The sequence below is a fragment of the Pseudomonas sp. FW507-12TSA genome, assembly GCF_058781435.1.
This window is the reverse complement of sequence record NZ_JBYSWT010000035.1, coordinates 47999-63317: the sequence shown is the minus strand read 5'-3', so window position 1 is coordinate 63317 and position 15319 is coordinate 47999. Positions and strand designations below refer to the sequence as shown.

The following is a 15319-nucleotide window of genomic DNA, read 5'->3' as shown; positions in this document are numbered from 1 at the left end:
TCCGGCACCCTACTGCCATGGCCCGTCTCCAGCTATATTAGATCTGATAAGCAAAGGTTATCCGAATCTATTGCAACGTTGAGCAAGAAGACATTGACAGAACCGATACCGATGCCCTCCTCCTCGCCTTTAGTGCTGGCGGAACTGGCCGCCAGCACTCGTGCTGCCGCAGACGCATTCATCGCCGCCGGTACTGCGGCCAACACCGTGCGCAGCTATCAGAGCGCCCTAGCCTATTGGTCCGCCTGGCTGCAACTGCGTTACCGGCGCGCACTCGGTGATGGCGCCTTGCCGCCGGAGGTGGCGGTGCAGTTCATTGTCGACCACCTTGCCCGACCCGACGGCGCGGGTGGCTGGAGCCACCTGCTGCCAGCGAACCTTGATGCCGCGCTGGTCGCCGCTGGCGCCAAGGGAAAACCAGGCCCGTTAGCGTTCAGCACGGTCAGCCACCGCCTGGCCGTCCTGGCCAAGTGGCATCACCTGCAACAATGGGAAAACCCGGCAGAAAGTCAGGTCGTGAAAACCCTGTTGCGTGAAGCCCGTAAGGCCCAGGCTCGCCACGGCGTCTCGGTTCGCAAGAAAACCGCTGTGGTGTTGGAACCGCTGCAGGCGATGCTCGCTACCTGTACCGATGGTATTCGCGGCCTCCGGGACCGTGCTCTGTTGCTGTTGGCGTGGAGTGGCGGCGGACGCAGACGCTCAGAAGTGGTTGGCCTGCAGGTTCAGGACCTCCGTCGCTTGGACTCAGACACCTGGCTGTATACGTTGGGGGCGACGAAGACCGACACGGGCGGCGAGCGGCGGGAAAAGCCCTTGCAAGGGCCTGCGGCCCACGCGCTGCAGGTGTGGCTGGAGGCGGCCCCTGCGCAGACCGGCCCTTTGTTCCGTCGGCTGTACAGAGGCGGTCGGGTGGCCAGCACTGGACTGTCAGGCGATCAGGTGGCGCGTATCGTCAAGCGTCGGGCGCAATTGGCCGGGCTTGAAGGGGATTGGGCAGCGCACAGCCTGCGCTCGGGCTTTGTCACCGAGGCCGGACGTCAAGGAGTGCCCTTGGGAGAGGTGATGGCGATGACTGAGCACCGCAGTATCACTACGGTGATGGGCTATTTTCAAGCCGGGTCGCTATTGGGCAGCCGTGCCGGCCAGTTGCTATCGATGGAGACGTCCAATGAGCGCGCCAAATAATCCTTAGCCTGCAGCGGAACTACCCTAGCGCACAGACACGCCAGCGCCGGACTTTGAATGGTCGGGTCGCTCCACTCAGTGGATGACCAGCACGGTTTGGAGCGCCCCACTCCACTAATCATCCTCGATGTAACTATCGCATCAGCCTTCGGTACGCTAAGTCGAAGTTTAAAAAAGCCATCCAGCAGAGACCGCTTGAAGCGGTTCTAGCCCAATTTATAGCAAACTATATCCTTTGAAATCAGCAACCCCGTGCGTATGACGATCTAGAAACAAATCGGATAAAGTTTATTTAAGCACGATCTATCAACCCTAAAGGCCTTCCATCGAATACCCCTTCACGCTTGTAGCGATCCTCCTGCAACTGTAGATGCCGATCTAACACAGGAAACCTTGAGCGCGGCACATAGCCAAGATAATCATGTAATACACCGTATCCAATTCTATCCAACTGAGGAAATGCTGCAGCCTGAAGTAGGTTTCTTGGCAGTATGGAATTAACATTCATTACTTCATAGGATTGAACAAACTCTAAAAATCTAGATTCGGGAATGATCCCGAGTAGCGTACTGGCAATTACCATTCCGCCGATTCTGCTAGAGGAATCCGCAGTCGCTGCGCCCACAGAGAAACTTTCCAACAAGGAGTTTGGCGCGGTAAATTGAATCCCACGCCTAGCCTGGAAATGTATCCTGGCGGAACCACCGTGGGTTCCTTTAAAAGGTGCTTGTAGTAATATGCAGGTTAGCCTGCTCAATAGGCTACTCAAGTCGTAATGATCTTCTGCTGTCCCATTTTCTGCAGCCTTGGCGATCCTGCTCAACGTGCTAGCTCGTAGGCGAGCAAAGAAGATATCAGCGCTGGAGATACGATTTGCATTACTCTTACAATGTTGAACAAAAGCATCCCACGCTTTTGAGTAGCGCAATGGAGCAACGAGGCTGTCCAACTGCTTGCGATGGACGAAACAGTCGGATGCAAACTCATAACACCAACTCTTTCTCCAGATTGGCAAGCGACCCTCAGATACATCTTGGCGCAAACATTCAACGCAAAATAAGCGGCGAAAGTTCCACTCTACAAAACGCTTCCCTTGCGGGCCGAAAACTATTTCTAATATCAGGGAGTTCGTTTCATATCCTGCCTCTCGCAGTTTTTTTTCGGCAGTGACAAAGTCAATGTCGGCATCAGCGGTCTTCAATTCAATCCCCACCCACCAAGCTTCTGGACGGCCCTCCAATCTGAGTCGTTTGCCTACCCTAGAACGTCTATTGACAGAACATCGAAAAAGCCAAGAAGTAAGAGTCTCATCAAAGACTGGCTTTGGCAGGCCTTTAAATTTCACTTCTAGTAACCCCAAGGGCTCATTGCTGCGCGCTTAAGTAAATCCTCATTGATTTGCTCAACTTCCATTTTTATTGCATAGCACGCGGCGCCCCGTATCACATCCAATGTTTTATCCATTCGCCCATTCGCCAAAAACAATAAAAGTCTCACCATTTTCTCAGAGTAAAGATTCGACGGCCGCTTTAAAGGGAGTGATTCCTCAACCTCAAATAAAAATGATCGAAATGCTTCACTCTCAACCCAGTCAGAAAGTTCGACTTCATGAAACCTTCTTTTAAATTCTTCGTTCGACCTTAACGCATTTCTAGCAATCACCGTTCCAAAGCAAAATAACTTTAAACCATACTCTGAGCCTACTAACTTTTTCAAAATGGACATGCTTGTCCTCTGTTCCTGTTTAGGGCGAAGTAGCACGTCATGAAATTCATCAATAACCACACCCCAGACCCCCCTCAATTTGATCACTTCGCGCATCTCGTTAGGGATATCTGTCCCGCTTTGTGGTCTCGCGCTTGAACTAGGAGGAAGCTCGAGAGCCATAGCTAACGCCGACCTCAAGGTCTTCTTGATATTAATCTCCGGAGATTCCGCCATAGATATAAATAACAGCTTTTCACTGTTCTTTACATGCTTGTAAATTTGCGAAATTATTGCTGTTTTCCCTGAACCACCCGGGCCTACTACCAATAAGGCAGGAGCAGTCATCCTTGCGGGAACATCGGCTATATTATTCATCATGCGAAACACAGCCTCGCTGGAATTATTATCTACCCACAGCTCTTTATATATGGCCGCAATCCTTTCCTCATAAGTGGCGGATAAAAGGTACTGCAGGTCAGCCCTGACATGATCTGAGCACATGCTAATTCTCCGGCGTGAATCTTCTGGGTCGCACTGAATAATCAGGCGGAGGATTCTTGTCATCAACTTTCCTTTCCTGAGTAGTTGTCTCCTCAGAAAGGTATGACTCACGATAAATTTGTTCGGCTGCTAAACGGCGGCGCTCCTGCCTTGTCAGCCTTGCGCTCTCTTTCTCAATTTTTTGCTTTTCTCTATAGGCTTTTCTTCCTGCATCACTATCAATAGCGCCTGCCCGAATAGGTTTTCGATAGAGTTTACTAGCCCTATACTCTTCGTACGTTAATGCTTGAATCGTAAGGTCCGACAAGCGTATAGGACAAAATTCACCATTTAGCTTTACCCAGACTTCATTAAGGTTGAATGGATCATATTTAACTACTGCATGCTGCGCACCAACGAAAGGAGCAAGGATAGGGTCCCAATACTTATACCCATGAAGGCTTATACCGTCAGGACGAATTTTCCTAAGCTCTTCAGGCATAAAATAAAGTTTTAGTCTGTCTAGTTGATCAACTTTTGGTGGGTATGGTACGCCTCCGCCAGGCGCATAGAAATTGTTCCATGCTTGCCTCGGGCTTTCACCAAGTTCGGAGTGAACTGTCGAGTGGTAAACAACAACCTCTCGCGCAAACCATCTAACGAATTCGGAGAAAGTCATAGTTGCGTTCTTTTCACTATCAACCCCCCTGCGCGCAACAGCGTTAGACATGGTTGTACCTTTGAGCAGATGCACTTTAGTTGTCATGAAAGTTCCAATAAGACGCTCAATATGCCCCCCATAATGCTTACGCCCTATTGGCCTGTACTCAGGATGGATGCCGAAAGACGTGCACCCAGACTTCAGCTTTGGCGAAGTAAACTCTGAAGCGTTATCCATATGCAATACTTCAGGAACACCGTAAAAAAAATAATCAGCCGGATCCAGGCCTAACTTTATTGCAAACTCTTTTTTTGGCAAGATACTGTGACTTAATGCGCATGCAACAGACACAGAGGATGGAGTATGGAGGCTCAAATAGTAGCCGAGGATAACTCTAGTTTTCAAATCGACAATGGCAGTCCACCAAGGGCGCCCTATTATGTTCACACGATCATCGGCCAGCAATATAACATCTACTAACGTATGATCCATCTGAACCCATTGCAGGGGCCTTGAAATAAACTTCTTCCCAGGTCGACTTGAGTACTTTTGCGATGCAGCATCTTTACCCCTTTTTAGCTTAAATTGCTCCTTCTCTGACACTAAAATTTTTACGCGCCGAAGCACGGTATCTTTACATGGAGAGATTAGGTTTTTTTCTTTGCAGGTAGTGTCAACCTCAACCCATACCTTACTAAAGCTCGCGAAACCATTTTTGAATATTCTTTTGGTAGCATCGGAGATAATCGTCTCCATATCTTCAGTTAGGCGCGTTACCCCTTTCTTTCTGCCTCTCCGCCTAAGAGCCATGCTTAACGGCCCCAGATTCTCATCATAAAGCTTAGCCAATCGGAAAAAATAACTTCTTGATAACCCTAGCGCTTTACCACCCTCAGCGGTGGTTAACTCTCCCCTTCGCCACTTCTGTATCACATCGTAGCGCTCAGCAAAAACCAGCAACTGCTCCGATGTGTAATCATTCGCGTCGCGACTTACGTTATTATCATAATTTTCCTTTCTAATTCGCTCAATATCACAGCCTGCCACCATTAATGCGGCACCAGTGGAAACGATCTGCACTCTTATATTTTTTTCGCTAAATACTTGCTGTATCTTAGCAAGCTTGCCTTTAGCGACTACAAGCTCGCCCTCAATCAGATCATTAGTCATGATAATAATCCGAGCATGCAAGTTATTTGTATCTATATATCAAGTGAGAAAATTCCGCCTACAATTAGAAGTTATTGATAACTAGCTAATAGGTAATTTAAAAACGTGCTCTGAAATGGCGACTCTAGTGAGTTTAAAAAGTAGACCATACTCCGCCGTGCCTCAAGGTTTTGTCTACTTTTCAAGCCTTCGGAGCCATAACTCACTGATTTTAAGAAACTTTATTTTCTATCTTTTTTCATCAGTCGTCACACGTCCTCCCTCTCGACGGACCACGCCCCGTATTCAGATAAGTCATTGTCTGAACGCCATCCCGTCCATGCTCGACCAGACCACACTCGTAACCAGAGCCTGACTTCGATTCCAGATCACTCGTGCACTGATTCACCCCGGGTACTGCGCAAAAACTGTTTGATCCGCATCAGGCGTGATCTCTTCCTTTACCTGCGGATCTCATCCTCGCGGACGAGGCCTCGCTCTAAGGGATTCAACCGTTGTCCCTGAGAGTCCCGTTTATGTCCGTAAATACCCCATCCCTCTGAACCGGACTGTTCTAGTTTCTACCAGCCTCTGACCAGCAGCCTGGTCTTCAGTGCAGGCTCGCTTCCGACGAGCCTGGCAACACGGGGTTATCTTTTGCACACAAAACAATAAACAGGGAGATTCAAATGAGTATCCGACTGTATCGTTCTGTTCTCGTTGTCATCACCTGCTTGTTATGTTCAACCGGCTTTGCTGGCGAACAACCTTATCGATTTGGCTTGGGCAAAGCCGATGTTACCGGCGAGGCAGCGGAAGTCGGGATGATGGGGTACTCCTCCACCGACCAGAAGACCGCTGGTATTCATACGCGGCAATGGTCGAGGGCTTTCATCATTGAAGATGCAGCCACGGGCAAGCGGCTGGTGTACGTCAACACCGACCTGGGCATGATTTTCCAAGCAGTGCAGCAAAGTGTCTTGCGCAAGTTGGAGAAGAAATACCCAGGGGTCTATAATGAAAACAATGTGATGCTGGCGGCTACTCACACCCACTCAGGTCCTGGTGGCTTTTCTCACTACACAATCTACGACTTGTCGGTACTGGGCTTTCAGGAAAAGACCTTTAACGTGATTGTCGATGGCATCGTGCGTTCAATTGACCAGGCCCATCGACAGATGCAACCTGGTCGATTGTTTTATGCCAAGGGTGATCTCACCAACGCCAGCAAGAACAGGTCGCTGCTCTCTCACCAGCGCAATCCGGATGTCGCCGGCTACATAGACGGTATCGACCCGGAAATGACGGTATTGAAGTTCGTCGACCAACAGGGCGAGCTTGCCGGAGTCATCAGCTGGTTCCCTGTGCACGGCACATCCATGACCAATAACAACCATCTGATTTCTTCTGATAACAAAGGCTATGCGTCTTACCACTGGGAACATGACATCAGTAAAAAACCAGGGTTTATCGCCGCCTTTGCCCAGACGAATGCCGGCAACTTGTCGCCGAACCTGAACTTGCGTCCAGGCTCCGGGCCGACTGAGGACGAGTTCGCCAATACCAAGGAAATCGGCTTGAGGCAGTTCAACAAAGCCTATGAACTGGCCACCGGGCCGACCGAGGAAGTGACCGGTGGGCTAGACAACCGCTTTCAGTTTGTCGACTTCCACGGCCTGACCGTACGCCCTGACTACACGGATGGCACGCCGAAGACGCTGTGTATTGCCGCCTTGGGCAGCAGTCTGGCAGCCGGCAGTACGGAAGATGGCCCTGGTCCGCTGGGCATCAGTGAAAGCAATAATCCGCTGCTGTCTTTCCTCGGCGGCTTGCTGACCGGTGCGCCGTCCAAGGAGCTGAAGAAGTGCCAGGCTGAAAAACAGATACTGGCCGACACTGGCAACAAGAAACCCTTCCCCTGGACTCCCAATGTGCTGCCGATCCAGATGTTCCGCATCGGCCAGCTCGCCGTGCTGGGCGCACCGGCCGAGTTTACGGTGATGTCCGGTGTGCGCATTCGCCGGGCGGTACAAGCCATAGTCGCACCCATGGGCATCAACCATGTGATCTTCAATGGTTATGCCAACGCCTACTCCAGTTATGTCACCACCCGCGAAGAATACGGTGCCCAGGAGTATGAAGGCGGCTCGACGATCTTCGGTCCCTGGACCCAGGCCGCCTATCAACAGCTGTTCACCGACATGGCCAGCGCCATGCGTGACCATCAGCCGGTCGCCAGTACCGCCCAGCCACCTGACCTGTCCTGCTGTCTGTTGAACTTCCAGACCGGTGTCGTCACCGATGCCCCGTACATCGGCACCTCGTTTGGCGATGTGCTGCAGCAACCGGAAAAGATCTACCACCGGGGGCAAACCGTGACGGTGGCCTTCGTCACCGGGCACCCGAAGAACAACTTGCATACCGAAGACACCTTCCTGAGCGTTTACTACACCTCAGCCGACCCCGCCCGTGAGAAACCGGCCATACGTGTGGCGACCGACAACGACTGGGAAACCAAATACCGCTGGGAACGGGTCGGAGTTTCTGCATCGAAGGCGACTATTTCCTGGGATATTCCACAGGATGCCAAACCCGGCTACTACTACATCAGCCATGGCGGTGATCAGAAAAATGTCTGGGGAACGATCAGCGCCTTTACAGGAACTACTAGAAAATTTGAAGTAGTGGCTGATTGACCCTCGGTTGGTGACAAGTTACTTCTGGCAGGGTTCGTTCTTGCTCATCAGGGATACTTCAAGTGCTGGCCCTGGCCTGCACTTGATATTCGCATCGTATTTATTATCAATAACCGTCGCTTTCAAAATGACCTCTGCAATATCGCCACCCAAGATAACGCCACCCTACTTGCGGGCCTCTCTTGATTCGTTGTCATTCTGACCCATTGGTCATTATCGGTAAGTGATGGTCTTACCCGGAAGCCTGTATATTGATGAGTTGTTTTGTAATATTTGTACCCTACTCTACCGGCCACTACGTATAGGGGCTTTTGGCTCAAGTTCGACAACACACGCGCTCTTTCTTCAGGGACCGACCATGATCGACATCAAAGTGCTCGTTGCCAACATCACCAGGTTTTCTCAATCTGCCAGCACGCTATCGGAGGCGGAGCGCAAGCAACGCGCGGAAAACTTGGTAGATGAGATTAAAAGCGCCGTCGCCAAAGGGGCGAACCTGAACCAGGCCTACACCCACGTTCAGGAACTGACGCCCTACATCGAGCCCCAGCCCAAGTCTCTGGAGGCCTTGAACTACAAGCTCTGGATGGAACTCAAGGACAGCCATACCCCGCCGCCGCTGCCCTCCTCCCTTCAGCGCGAGCAGATCGGCCTCTACGCGAAAGCCTCTGAACAGGTGATTGACGAGGTGCTCGGTAGCGTTGAAGACGAAGAGCAACAGCACAGCCTTATCGAAGAAAGGCTCAGCGCACTGCGTAAGCAGATCTTTGGCATGGAAGAACCTCAGTTTCTGTTGCAATAAACGGCAGGTAGCATGGCGTCGACTATTTAAAAATCAAATATCTGTCTTTCAAAGTCCGCTTTTTGTCCTTTAATGCCCTGGTGGTATTTGCGTCGTAGCCCTCAGATTAGAAGCGATAGGAGCCTCTTGCAGGAAAGCGCTTATTGGGTCAAAAAATAGCCATGCCCCATAAAAGTGCATCTTATCCTTTGCTGGAACTTATGCCTTGAATAGCTGCCTGGGTATCGTCTTTACTATGAGTGACTGTCGCATCTGAAATGCCAGAACTTAAATTTGCAGCAGAGCATGATTCTGGCGCGTGCGCCTGAAACGTCGAGAAAATAGCGCTCAATTTAATAAAAACATCAAGAAAGAACAATAAGGTCGAACTTTTATGAGGGCGTTTCCCCAACGCACCTTACAGGAAGCTTATCGATGACAGACGCCCCAAAGTTTCATCGTCGTACTTTTTTGAAAGGCAGTGCACAGGCTACAGCGCTGGCCGGAATGTCCGGACTTTTTCCCGAAACCATACGACGCGCACTGGCCATTGAGCCGGATGTGCGCAGCGGCACCCTGCAGGATGTAGACCATGTGGTCATCCTGATGCAGGAAAACCGTTCGTTTGATCATTACTTCGGCCACCTCAACGGCGTTCGTGGATTCAACGACCCCCGGGTCCTCAAGCGCGCCGATGGCAAGTCGGTGATGCATCAAACCTACAAAACCACCGAATACCTGCCCTATCACTTCGATACAAAGAACGTGCACGCCCAATGGTTAGGCTCGCAGAACCACGAGTGGTCGGCGTTTCACGGGACCTGGAACGAAGGCCGCAACGACCGGTGGATGGCGATCCAGGACTACACCGCCATGGGCCATTTCAAGCGGGATGACATCCCGTACTACTATGCCCTGGCAGACGCCTTCACCCTGGGCGAGGCCTATCACCAATCGATCATGGGCCCCACCAACCCCAATCGCCTGTATCACATGACCGGGCGCACCGCGCCTACCGGCGATGGCAAGAATGTCCAATACACCAACAGCATGGGCGACGGCACCATGGGTGTAAGTGGTTCTGTGGACTGGACCACCTACCCCGAACGCCTGAGCGAAGCCAATATCGATTGGCGTATTTACCAGGAAGGCGGCTACCAGTCGTCTTCACTCTGGTGGCTCTACCTCGATCTCAAATGGAAGTGGCTCATACAGGCCGACAACAATTACGACTGCAATGCCCTGGCCTGGTTTAAACGCTTCAAGGAATCAAAACCCGACTCCGATTTATGGCAACGAGCCATGGTCGCTCGCGGAGTGACCAAGTTGCGCGAAGACGTGCAAAACAACACCTTGCCACAAGTGTCTTGGATCGTGCCGCCGTACTGTTATTCGGAACACCCTTGGTGGGGTCCCTCCTTCGGTGAATACTACGTATCGACGATTCTCGAAGCCCTGACCAGCAACCCCAAGGTCTGGGCCAGGACCGTATTCATCATCAACTACGATGAAGGCGACGGTTATTTCGACCACGTGTCCGCTGCCGTACCGCCATGGAAACCGGGCACCGGCCTTTCGGCCGTCGACACCCAAGGCGAAATCGAAAGCGCCACCCAGTTGCCCATTGGCTTGGGCCCGCGCGTGCCGGTACTGGCGATATCGCCGTGGTCTCGGGGCGGAAAGGTCAGTGCCGAAGTCTTCGATCACACCTCTGTGCTCAGATTCCTCGAAAAACGCTTCGGCGTTACCGCGGACAATATTTCCCCCTGGCGCCGGGCGGTTTGCGGTGACTTGACCTCGCTTTTCGACTTCACCGGGAAAACCGATAGCAGCGTGCCCGCCAACCTGACCAACCTGACTGAAACCAAAGCCCGCCAGGATGATGCCTACTACAAGCAGTACTATCGCTCCTACCCTTATTACACCAACCCTACGACCTTGCCGGGCCAGGAAATCGGCCAGCGCGACGCCCTGGCCGTGCCCTACCAGCTACATGCCGAGGTCAGCGTCGCCGCCAGCGATGGCAGCCTGCTGCTCAACTTGAGAAACGAGGGCATGGCCCTGCCGGAAAACCCGTACGCACGTTCAGCTGCGGTCTTCCAGGTGCACTCCAACGAACGGGGCGCCCCGGCGTTCTATACGGTGACCAGCTACGATATCCATGCGGCAACGAACCTTAGAAGCCGCGGCCAGACGCTCATTGAAAACCTCAAGGACCGTATCGACGCGAACGGTCGCTACGGCTTTGAAGTGCGTGCACCGAATGGCTTCTATCGGGAATTTACCGGCAATAACCAGTTGGCCAAGACCCTCGCCCGGCCTGAGGTTTCAGTCAGCTACCAGGGGGCGCAGATTGTCCTGACGATCAAAAATACCGGGGTACTGGCCTGTACGGTGACGGTGAAATCCAACCCCGCGTACAAGGGCGATACGGTGCACACCCTTGAGCTCAAGCCGGGTGAAAGCCTGAGCGATTCCTGGTTGCTGCGCAGCAGTTCCGGCTGGTATGACCTGACCCTCACAGCCACCAACACCGAAAGCAACTTCTCTCGACGGCTCGCTGGGCATGTTGAAACCGGTTTGCCAAGCCGCACCGATCCACTCTTGGACATCATGCCGTCCTGATGAAAGGAACCTTCAAGATGAAAGCCATTCTTTTAGCGGTGTGTGCGGCGTTGATTGCCTACCTGGTGCTGTTTCGCCAGCCGGTGGACAGCGTCGTGGAACAAGGGCCCGGCGTCGCCTCGCGCCCAGTGAGCGATGCCACGTCGGCCGTGCCTGCGCCAGCCGCCGACAGCCAAGCGCCAGCGTCGCTGGAACAGCAAATCACCGCGTTTTCGCAAACCGCCAACACCTTGTCGGCCACTGAGCGCCGGCAGACCGCCGAGCGCTTGATCAACGAGCTGAAAACCTCGGTCAGCAACGGCGAGGAATTGAAGACCGCCTATGCCCAGGTCGAACGACTGACGCCAAACATCGAGTCCGACCCCAAGTCACAGGAGCGCCTGAACTACAGCATCTGGATGGACATGAAAGACCGCTCCACACCACCGGCCCTCCCCTCGCCTGCCCAGCGCCAGCAACTGGAGACCTACCAGCAGGCCGCGAACCAGGCGATTGACGAAGTACTCAAGACCGTCGATGGCGACGAGGCACGGCGCGCCGCCATCGAGGAAAAACTCAAGGCGCTGCGCCTGGAGATCTTCGGCAGCAGTGCCCCACAGCCGCTGAGCCATTAAGGCACCTTGTCACCCCATGACGCACAGCAGTCATGGGGTGACAAGGTCTGCTCACCCACGGAATCCGCTGATGGCCATAGCCGACTCACCCACACTGACCACGCAAGCTATCGACTGGCTGGTAACACAGGGGCACTTGAAAGGGGCCGAAGTGGCACAAGCCAGGCAGCTAGAGGGCGACGCGCAACAACACGAGCTGCCCGAGCTGCTGATTCGACTTGGCCGGCTCTCGGAACAAGACCTGGCAACGGCCTGGTCGACCCTGCTCGACATTCCCTTGTTGCATGGCAGCGACGCGCCGCCGCTGGAAGGTGGTCTGCCGGACGTCTCGCCACGGTTCCTGAAACACTACGGGGTGGTGCCTTTGCCGCCCTTCGACCAGCAACTGCACATACTGGTGAGCAACCCGACCCAGCGTTATCCGATCCTGGCTCTGGAATATGCCAGCCAGCTCACGGCGCGCCTGTCGATTGGCCTGCGCAGTGAGATTGAACAATTGATCGAACGCTATTACGGCCAGGGCCGCTCGGCCATGGGCACGCTGATCGAAAACCTCGGCGAGAGCGTCGACAAGACCGACGATATCGAACACCTCAAGGACCTGGCTTCCGAAGCCCCGGTGATCCGGATCGTCAACCTGCTGTTGCAACGAGCGGTCGAGCTGGGCGTCTCGGACATTCATATCGAACCCTTCGAAAACCAGCTCAAGGTGCGTTACCGCATCGATGGAACCTTGCAGGAAGGCGAGGCGCCTCCGGTCAGTTCGTCGGCAGCGGTGATTTCCCGGATCAAGATCATGGCGCACCTGGACATTGCCGAACGTCGCCTGCCCCAGGACGGGCGCATGATGTTGAGGATTCAAGGCAAGGAGCTGGACCTGCGGGTCTCGACGGTGCCGACCCGTCACGGCGAATCGGTGGTCATGCGGCTGCTGGACCGCGAGCAGGTGACCTTCGATTTTCCCAGCCTGGGCTTCGATGGCCAGCGGCTCCGGCAGCTCCTCGACTTGCTCGAACGCCCCCATGGCATTCTGCTGGTGACCGGCCCCACCGGCTCGGGCAAGACCACCACGCTGTACACCGCACTGACCCGGCTCAATACCAGCGAACGGAAAATCATCACCGTCGAGGACCCTGTCGAATACCAATTGCCCGGGATCAATCAGATTCAGGTAAAGCCGGCCATAGGCCTGGACTTCGCCGGCGCATTGCGCTCGATCGTCCGCCAGGACCCGGACGTGATCATGGTCGGTGAAATACGCGATCTGGAAACCTGCCGGATCGCCATTCAATCGTCATTGACCGGCCACCTGGTGTTGTCGACCTTGCACACCAACAGCGCCGCGGCCAGCATTACCCGCTTGCTGGACATGGGCGTGGAGAGCTACCTGATCGCCTCGACCGTCACCGGGATCCTTGCTCAACGCCTGGTGCGACGGCTAGACCCGCAATGGCGCGAAGCCTTTGAGGCGCCGGCGCAACTAATCGCCGAGCACCAGCTGGATCGCTACACCGATGAGCGTCCGATCCGGCTGTACCGGCCCAGGGCCGATGCACCGGGAACCGGTTACAGCGGACGCAGTGCCGTCACCGAATTGTTGGTGATGAATGAAGAAATCCGCTCGCTGCTGATGCGCCACGCCGACGCTGCTACCCTGGAGCAGGCCGCTCGCGCTGCCGGTTTGCGCACCTTGCATGAAGAAGGCCTGCGCCAGGCCCTGGCGGGTATCACCTCACTGGAAGAGGTATTGCGCATCACGCGCAATGACTGACCATGGAACAGTATCGATACAAGGCATTGGACGCCGACCACAACACCGTGAACGGCCATCTTGAAGCCAGCGACCCGCAGGCCGCCGCGAGCCAGTTGCAAGAGCGTGGCCTGCTGGTCCTGCGGGTACAACGCGCCAGCGGCGCCTCGGGTTTGCCTCGCCCCTCCTGGTTGCGCCCGTCCCATTTGAGTCGCGAAGAACTCGGCCGTTTTACCCAGCAACTCGCGACGTTGCTCGGGGCTGACCAGCCGCTGGAACGGGCGCTGGGTATCCTGATCCGACAACCCGGCAAACCAGCGGCTCGGCAATTGATCGAACGCATTCGCGACCGGGTCAAGGCCGGGCAGACGCTGTCAGCGGCCATGGCCGTCGAACGGCAATCCTTTACCCCGCTGTACTTGAGCCTGGTTCACGCCGGTGAAGCCGCCGGGGTGCTGGATCAAAGCCTCGGGCAACTGGCGAGCTACCTGGAACGGATGCAGGCCATCCGCACTGAAGTCATCAACGCCTTGATTTACCCGGCCTTCCTGGTGGTGGGTGTGCTCGGCTCGCTGGTGTTGCTGCTGGCCTATGTGGTCCCGCAGTTCGTGCCGATTTTCGACGGCCTGGGGGTGCCTGTCCCGCTGCTGACCCAGCTGATCCTCGACCTCGGGCAGTTTCTTTCCAGCTATGGCCTGCATGCATTGGCGCTGCTTCTCGGGCTGGCTTGGGCAGCGCTGAGCTACATGGGCCGGCCCGGAAATCGCTTGAAATGGCATCGATACCTGCTGCGATCACGCCTGGCCGGCGGCTTGTTGAAACGCCTGGAAAGCGCACGGTTCGCCCGTACCCTGGGCACCTTGGTGACCCAGGGCGTACCCCTGATCAATGCCCTCGACATCAGCCGGCAAGTCGCCAGTAACCTGGCGATGAACGCCGCCGTGGCAAACGCCACGGTCAAGGTCAAGGACGGTCAGCGGTTGTCGACGGCATTGGAAACCGAACAACTGTTGCCAGACCTCGCGATCCAGATGATCGAGGTGGGTGAAGAGTCCGGGAAACTCGATGGCATGTTGTTGAAAGTGGCGAGCATTTTCGATGAAGAAGCCAAGCGCAGCATCGACCGCCTGTTGGCCGCGCTGGTCCCGAGCCTGACCGTGGTCATGGCGGCGTTGGTGGCGGTGATCATGCTGGCCATCATGCTGCCGCTGATGAGCCTGACCAGTAACCTTTGACCGGAGACGTTAATGAAAACAGCTCGTTCACTGCCCAAGCGCCAGCGCGGCCTCACTTTACTGGAGATGCTGGCGGTCATTGTCTTGCTGGGCGTTGTCGCGACCATCGTCGTTCGCCAGGTGGGCGGCAATGTCGACAAGGGCAAGTACGGTGCCGGCAAGGCGCAATTGGCCAGCCTGTCGATGAAAATCGAAAGCTATGCGCTGGACGTCGGGTCACCGCCGCGCACCCTCGATGCGCTGCTTGCCCGCCCCGCCAATGCCGCCAGTTGGAGCGGTCCGTATGCCAAGGCCAGTGATCTCAAGGACCCGTTCGGCCATGCATTCGGCTATCGCGCACCCGGCCAGCACGGTTCGTTCGACCTGATTTTCTACGGTCAGGACGGCCAGCCCGGCGGTGACGGCTACAGCAAGGACCTGGGCAGTTGGGAATAGC

At 54.8% G+C, this 15319-nt stretch carries 11 protein-coding genes; 8 read left to right on the top strand and 3 right to left on the bottom strand.

Annotated features, from left to right (window positions below; translation table 11 throughout):
* Positions 1–111: 111 nt before the first annotated feature.
* Complete coding sequence (locus AC3WK8_RS26935) at positions 112–1185, top strand: site-specific integrase (RefSeq protein ID WP_103326310.1); 1074 nt, start codon at positions 112–114, stop codon at positions 1183–1185.
* A 292-nt stretch (positions 1186–1477) separates the two neighbouring features.
* On the opposite strand, the gene AC3WK8_RS26930 is transcribed toward AC3WK8_RS26935, so the two are convergent.
* From AC3WK8_RS26930 to AC3WK8_RS26920, 3 genes are read right to left on the bottom strand one after another with little or no spacing between them, the layout of a single operon-like run.
* Complete coding sequence (locus AC3WK8_RS26930) at positions 1478–2530, bottom strand: TniQ family protein (RefSeq protein ID WP_335740010.1); 1053 nt, start codon at positions 2528–2530, stop codon at positions 1478–1480.
* Between the two features lie 2 nt (positions 2531–2532).
* Positions 2533–3393, bottom strand: a complete 861-nt coding sequence (locus AC3WK8_RS26925; RefSeq protein WP_103326311.1) for a TniB family NTP-binding protein — start codon at positions 3391–3393, stop codon at positions 2533–2535.
* A gap of 1 nt (position 3394) precedes the next feature.
* On the bottom strand, positions 3395–5203 hold the full coding sequence (locus AC3WK8_RS26920; RefSeq protein WP_103326351.1) for a TnsB C-terminal domain-containing protein: 1809 nt from the start codon (positions 5201–5203) through the stop codon (positions 3395–3397).
* Between the two features lie 668 nt (positions 5204–5871).
* On the opposite strand from AC3WK8_RS26920, the gene AC3WK8_RS26915 reads away from it, so the two are divergent.
* The 7 genes from AC3WK8_RS26915 (at position 5872) to gspG (ending at position 15318) form a co-directional block, all read left to right on the top strand.
* Positions 5872–7878 carry a neutral/alkaline ceramidase gene (locus AC3WK8_RS26915; protein WP_103326312.1) on the top strand — a complete coding sequence of 669 codons (2007 nt, stop codon included), beginning with the start codon at positions 5872–5874 and terminating at the stop codon, positions 7876–7878.
* Positions 7879–8236: 358 nt separating this feature from the next.
* Positions 8237–8680 (top strand): phospholipase C accessory protein PlcR, encoded by a 444-nt coding sequence (plcR, locus tag AC3WK8_RS26910; RefSeq protein WP_158250071.1) that lies wholly within the window; start codon positions 8237–8239, stop codon positions 8678–8680.
* A 414-nt stretch (positions 8681–9094) separates the two neighbouring features.
* The gene (locus tag AC3WK8_RS26905; RefSeq protein ID WP_103326314.1) at positions 9095–11284 is read left to right on the top strand and encodes a phosphocholine-specific phospholipase C; all 2190 of its coding nucleotides are present in this window, start codon (positions 9095–9097) and stop codon (positions 11282–11284) included.
* A 17-nt stretch (positions 11285–11301) separates the two neighbouring features.
* A complete protein-coding gene (gene plcR / locus AC3WK8_RS26900) occupies positions 11302–11898 on the top strand; it encodes a phospholipase C accessory protein PlcR (RefSeq protein ID WP_158250072.1) in 597 nt (198 codons plus the stop codon).
* A gap of 70 nt (positions 11899–11968) precedes the next feature.
* Entirely contained in the window at positions 11969–13669 is a 1701-nt protein-coding gene (gspE, locus tag AC3WK8_RS26895) for a type II secretion system ATPase GspE (RefSeq protein ID WP_103326316.1), read from the top strand.
* Positions 13670–13671: 2 nt separating this feature from the next.
* Entirely contained in the window at positions 13672–14883 is a 1212-nt protein-coding gene (gspF, locus tag AC3WK8_RS26890) for a type II secretion system inner membrane protein GspF (RefSeq protein ID WP_103326317.1), read from the top strand.
* A 12-nt stretch (positions 14884–14895) separates the two neighbouring features.
* Positions 14896–15318 carry a type II secretion system major pseudopilin GspG gene (gene gspG / locus AC3WK8_RS26885; protein ID WP_053129952.1) on the top strand — a complete coding sequence of 141 codons (423 nt, stop codon included), beginning with the start codon at positions 14896–14898 and terminating at the stop codon, positions 15316–15318.
* Position 15319: the final 1 nt, after the last annotated feature.